Origin of the sequence: Klebsiella sp. NPDC088457 (genome assembly GCF_044900465.1) — a bacterium.
GTDB lineage: Bacteria > Pseudomonadota > Gammaproteobacteria > Enterobacterales > Enterobacteriaceae > Klebsiella.
Genome location: NZ_JBJDNH010000095.1, coordinates 1 through 5,732, shown reverse-complemented (window position 1 = coordinate 5,732; position 5,732 = coordinate 1). Strand labels below are relative to the sequence as shown.

At 56.2% G+C, this 5,732-nt stretch carries 4 protein-coding genes and 1 pseudogene; all 5 read left to right on the top strand.

From position 1 onward, the window contains the following. A pseudogene (locus ACI2JR_RS27855) lies at window positions 1–111 on the top strand (1,4-alpha-glucan branching protein); the annotation flags it as partial. A 129-nt stretch (window positions 112–240) separates the two neighbouring features. Next, window positions 241–1,524: a glucose-1-phosphate adenylyltransferase gene (glgC, locus tag ACI2JR_RS27850; RefSeq protein WP_132732044.1), complete on the top strand. Its 1,284-nt coding sequence runs from the start codon at window positions 241–243 to the stop codon at window positions 1,522–1,524. Window positions 1,525–1,611: 87 nt separating this feature from the next. Continuing rightward, window positions 1,612–3,045, top strand: a complete 1,434-nt coding sequence (gene glgA, locus ACI2JR_RS27845; RefSeq protein ID WP_462480056.1) for a glycogen synthase GlgA — start codon at window positions 1,612–1,614, stop codon at window positions 3,043–3,045. A gap of 18 nt (window positions 3,046–3,063) precedes the next feature. Next, the gene (glgP, locus tag ACI2JR_RS27840) at window positions 3,064–5,511 is read left to right on the top strand and encodes a glycogen phosphorylase (protein ID WP_132732046.1); all 2,448 of its coding nucleotides are present in this window, start codon (window positions 3,064–3,066) and stop codon (window positions 5,509–5,511) included. A gap of 101 nt (window positions 5,512–5,612) precedes the next feature. Further along, on the top strand, window positions 5,613–5,732 hold a 120-nt coding region (locus ACI2JR_RS27835; protein WP_243655264.1), incomplete at its 3' end, for a hypothetical protein.

Sequence of the window (5,732 nt, the reverse complement as noted above, 5' to 3'; positions counted from 1 at the left end):
GGCGGCGTGGCAAGCGAGGCGATCGCCAGCCACGGGCGGGAGCATTCGCTGTCGGTGACGCTGCCGCCGCTGGCGACAATCTGGCTGGTGCGGGAATCTGCAGGGCAATAAAACGCGCAGCTGATCTGTTGCAGTTGACTTATTACCGGAGGTGATCGCTTCTGAATTCATTTGCAGAAGAGTGAGGCTTTTTCTTCATTATTTTCTTTTATAGCTTTTATTTAATAGCAGGACATAATTATGAGTAAAATTGAATATACTGACAACTTAATGCTGTCGCGCCAGTTACCGCTTAAATCCGTGGCCCTGATCCTCGCCGGCGGGCGCGGTACCCGCTTAAAAGACCTGACCACTATTCGCGCAAAACCTGCGGTGCATTTTGGCGGTAAATTCAGAATTATTGATTTTGCCTTATCGAATTGTATTAACTCAGGAATAAGACGTATTGGGGTCATTACACAATATCAGTCGCATTCACTGGTGCAGCATATTCAACGCGGCTGGGCATTCTTTAACGAAGAAATGAATGAGTTCGTGGATTTATTACCGGCGCAGCAGCGGGTGCATGGTGAGAACTGGTATCGAGGTACGGCGGATGCCGTGACCCAGAATCTGGATATTATCCGCCGCTATGATGCGGAATATGTCGTTATTCTGGCCGGGGACCATATCTATAAACAAGATTATTCGCGGATGCTGCTCGATCACGTTGAAAAAGGGGCGCGCTGCACCGTGGCCTGCCTGCCGGTCCCGGTTGAAGAGGCAAGCGCTTTTGGCGTCATGGCAGTGGATGAGAATGACAAAATCATTGAATTTGTTGAAAAACCGGCTAATCCACCCACCATGCCTGGCGATGAAACCCGCTCGCTTGCCAGTATGGGCATTTATGTGTTTGATGCGGAATATCTCTACCAGCTGCTGGCGGAAGACGATCGGGATGAACACTCCACCCATGATTTTGGCAAAGATATTATTCCCAGAATAACGGCGGCAGGTGAAGCATATGCGCATCCGTTCCCGCGCTCCTGCGTACAGTCGGATAATAATGCCGAGCCATACTGGCGCGATGTCGGAACTCTGGAGGCGTACTGGAAAGCGAATCTGGATTTAGCGTCGGTGGTACCTGAACTGGATGTTTACGATCGTAACTGGCCTATCCGTACTTATGTTGAGTCGTTACCCAGCGCTAAATTTGTTCAGGACCGTTCCGGCAGTCATGGCATGACCATGAACTCTCTGGTCTCCGGCGGCTGTATTATTTCTGGCTCGGTGGTGGTGCAGTCGGTTTTATTCTCCAAAGTTCGCATTAACTCGTTTTGTAATATTGATTCGTCGGTTTTATTACCGGGCGTCTGGGTCGGTCGCTCCTGCCGGATAAGACGCTGCGTGATCGACCGGGGATGCGTTATTCCGGAGGGGACGGTGATTGGCGAAAATGCCGTTGAGGATGCGCAGCGTTTTTATCGTTCGGAAGAGGGGATCATCCTCGTGACCCAGGAAATGCTGGACAGACTTGAACGATGAAGCCGTTTGCGGAAAAAAAAGCGGCCGCGGCCGTGATTGCCATCATCGGCACCGCCGCCTTCGCGCCTGAATAATTAAGGAGCATCGATGCGAGTTTTACATGCCGGAGCGGAGATGTTCCCTCTGTTGAAAACGGGCGGGCTGGCTGATGTGACCGGCGCCCTCCCGGCGGCGCAAATTGCCGAGGGGGTTGATGCCCGCGTGCTGCTGCCGGGGTTTCCCGCGATCCGCGACGGAGTACGGGATCCGCAGGTGGTGGCCAGCAGGGAGACGTTCGCCGGGCCGATGACGCTGCTGTTTGGCGACTTTAACGGCGTGGGCATCTATCTGATTGCTGCCCCGCATCTCTATGACCGGCCGGGTAATCCTTATCATGACCCGCGGATGCAGGATTATCCCGATAACGTCCTGCGTTTCGCGCTGCTGAGCTGGGTCGCGGCCGAGCTTGCCGGCGGTCTGGATCCGTTCTGGCGGCCTGAAATCGTCCACGCCCATGACTGGCACGCTGGCCTCACGCCGGCGTATCTGGCCGCCCGCGGCAACCCCGCGAGGTCGGTATTTACGGTGCACAACATTGCCTATCAGGGGCTGTTCCTCGCCCGGCATATGGCGGAGATCGCTTTACCGTGGTCATTCTTCCAGATGCATGGGGTGGAGTTTAAAGGACAGATCTCCTTCCTTAAGGCGGGCCTCTATTTCGCTGACCATATCACCACCGTCAGCCCGACGTATGCCCGTGAAATTACCGAACCACAGTACGCGTTTGGTCTGGAAGAGCTGCTGCGGCAACGTCAGCGGGAAGGGCGACTGTCGGGGATCCTGAACGGGGTTGACGAAAATATCTGGGATCCGCGCCGCGATCCGCTGCTGGCGGCGCCTTACGACCTGAATTCGCTGGCGGAGAAAGCGAAGAACAAGCAGCAGCTGCAGACGACACTGGGGCTGAAGGCGGACGATCGGGCGCTGCTGTTCACCGTTGTGAGCCGGCTGACCAGCCAGAAGGGGCTGGACCTGCTCCCTGGCGCGCTGCCGGGGATCATTGAGCAGGGAGGGCAGCTGGCGCTGCTGGGAGCCGGGGACCCTGATTTGCAGGCCCGTTTTCTTGCCGCCGCGGCGCAATACCCCGGGCAGTTGAGTATCCGGATCGGCTACGACGAGGCGCTGTCGCATCAGATGATTGGCGGCGCCGACGTCATCCTGGTGCCCAGCCGTTTTGAACCCTGCGGTCTGACCCAGCTTTATGGCCTGCGCTACGGCACATTGCCGCTGGTTCGCCGCACCGGCGGACTGGCGGATACCGTCGCCGATTGTTCGCTCGAAAACCTTGCCGACGGGCTGGCGAGCGGATTTGTGTTTCCCGACAGCGAGACGGAATCGTTATTACGTGCCATCCGCCGGGCCTTTGTCCTGTGGTCCCGTCCATCGCTGTGGCGGTATGTGCAACGTCAGGCAATGAGCATGGATTTTAGCTGGCAGATTGCCGCAAAGTCTTTCCATCAGTTGTATCAGCGCATTATTTAATTGCTACGGATAAGAAAAATGGAACCACGCATAAGTTATATTTCACCCAGGCTGAATGAAGAAGCGTTGCAGCATGCTATCGCTTATAAGCTCATGTTTATTCTTGGTAAAGACCCTTCACTTGCCAATAAGCATGAATGGCTCAACGCTACGCTGTTCGCCGTGCGCGATCGGCTGGTAGAACGTTGGCTGCGGGCGCATCGGGCGCGGATCTCGCAGCAGGCCCGGCAGGTTTATTATCTGTCGATGGAGTTTCTCATCGGCCGAACCCTCTCTAACGCCTTACTGTCGCTGGGCATCTATGAGGATGTGAAAACGGCGCTGGCAGGGATGGGGCTGGATCTGGAGGAGCTGATTGATGAGGAGAACGATCCGGGGCTGGGCAACGGCGGTCTCGGCCGTCTGGCGGCCTGTTTTCTCGACTCCCTGGCCACTCTGGGGCTGCCAGGCCGCGGTTACGGCATCCGCTACGACTACGGCATGTTTAAGCAAAACATTATCGACGGCCGGCAGATGGAGTCACCGGACTATTGGCTGGAGTACGGTAACCCCTGGGAATTCGAGCGCCATAAAACCCGCTATACCGTGCGCTTTGGCGGCCGTATTCAACATGAGGGCAAAAACTCGCGCTGGCTGGAAACCGAAGAGATTATTGCGGTGGCCTACGATCAGATTATTCCGGGTTATGAAACCGATGCCACCAACACCCTGCGTTTGTGGAGTGCCCAGGCCAGCAGTGAAATTAACCTCGGTAAATTTAATCAGGGGGACTATTTCGCCGCCGTGGAGGATAAGAACCACTCCGAGAACGTCTCCCGCGTGCTCTACCCGGACGACTCAACCTATTCCGGGCGCGAGCTGCGCCTGCGTCAGGAGTATTTCCTCGTTTCGGCGACGGTGCAGGACATCCTCACCCGCCATTACCAGCTGTATCAAACCTATGACAACCTGGCGGATAAAATTGCTATCCACCTCAACGACACCCACCCGGTGCTGTCGATTCCGGAACTGATGCGCCTGCTGATTGACGAACACCGCTTCAGCTGGGATGACGCTTTCGAGGTGACCTGCCAGGTCTTCTCCTACACCAACCATACCCTGATGAGCGAAGCGCTGGAGACCTGGCCGGTCGAGATGCTGGGGAAAATCCTGCCGCGCCATTTGCAGATCATCTTCGAGATTAATGACTATTTTCTGAAAACCATGCAGGAGCACTATCCCGATGATATTGCGTTGCTGAGCCGGACCTCGATTATTGATGAATCCAACGGCCGCCGCGTACGGATGGCCTGGCTGGCGGTGGTGGTGAGCCATAAGGTGAACGGCGTGTCGGAGCTGCACTCCCGGCTGATGGTGGAGTCGCTGTTTGCCGATTTCGCCCACATCTTTCCGCGACGCTTCACTAACGTCACCAATGGCGTCACGCCGCGCCGCTGGCTGGCCGCCGCTAACCCGTCCCTTGCCGGGGTTCTGGATCGCTATATTGGCCAGACCTGGCGAACAGATTTAAGTCAGCTGAGTGAACTGGGGGAATATCAGGATTATCCGCTGGTTAACCAGGCCGTCAGCGCCGCCAAACTGGCGAATAAACAGCGGCTGGCCGATTATATCGCCCGCCAGCTGGGCGTGGTGGTGAACCCGAAGGCGCTGTTTGATGTGCAAATTAAGCGGATTCACGAATACAAACGCCAGCTGATGAATGTGCTGCACGTGATCACCCGCTACAACCGTATCAAGGCGGACCCGCAGGCCGAATGGGTACCGCGCGTGGTGATTTTCGCTGGCAAAGCCGCATCCGCTTACCACACGGCAAAACAGATCATCCATCTGATAAACGACGTAGCCAAAGTCATCAACAGCGATCCGCAGATTGGCGACAGGCTAAAGGTGGTGTTCATTCCCAACTACAGCGTCAGTCTGGCGCAGATGATCATTCCGGCCGCGGATCTTTCTGAGCAGATTTCGCTGGCAGGGACCGAAGCCTCCGGGACCAGCAATATGAAGTTCGCCCTCAACGGCGCGCTGACCATTGGCACGCTGGACGGTGCCAACGTTGAAATGCTGGAGCACGTGGGTGAGGAGAATATCTTTATCTTCGGTAATACCGCAGCCCAGGTCGAGGCGCTGCGCAGCAACGGCTACCAGCCGCGCGATTACTACGACCAGGATCAAGAGTTGCGCCAGGCGCTGACCCAGATGGGAACCGGGGTGTTCAGCCCACAGGAGCCGGGCCGCTATCGCGGTCTGCTGGATTCGCTGATCAACTTTGGCGACCACTATCAGGTTCTGGCCGATTACCGCAGCTATGTTGACTGTCAGGACAAGGTGGATGCGCTCTACCAAACCCCGGAAGAGTGGACCGCCAAAGCGATGCTCAACATAACCCACATGGGCTATTTTTCATCGGACCGCACGGTGCGGGAGTATGCGCAAAAGATCTGGTATATCGACAAAACGCAACTCTAATCCCGCCTTCACCCCTGGGAGCGTCGGGGCGACCGGCCCCGTCGATGAGCGGCCCAACAGCAACACATAAATAAGCCTGACGGATATGACAGGAGAGAAAAATGACGGACAGTAAACGCGCAGGGGAGCCTGCACAACAGAGTGATTTGATTAACGTCGCTCAGCTGACCGCGCAGTACTATGTACTGAAGCCGGAAGCGGGCAACGCCGAACATGCGGTG

Excerpts from the sequence above, each read along its gene's own strand:
- glgC (WP_132732044.1), top strand. The coding sequence starts at position 241 with ATGAGTAAAATTGAATATACTGACAACTTAATGCTGTCGCGCCAGTTA.
- glgA (WP_462480056.1), top strand. The coding sequence starts at position 1,612 with ATGCGAGTTTTACATGCCGGAGCGGAGATGTTCCCTCTGTTGAAAACG.
- glgP (WP_132732046.1), top strand. The coding sequence starts at position 3,064 with ATGGAACCACGCATAAGTTATATTTCACCCAGGCTGAATGAAGAAGCG.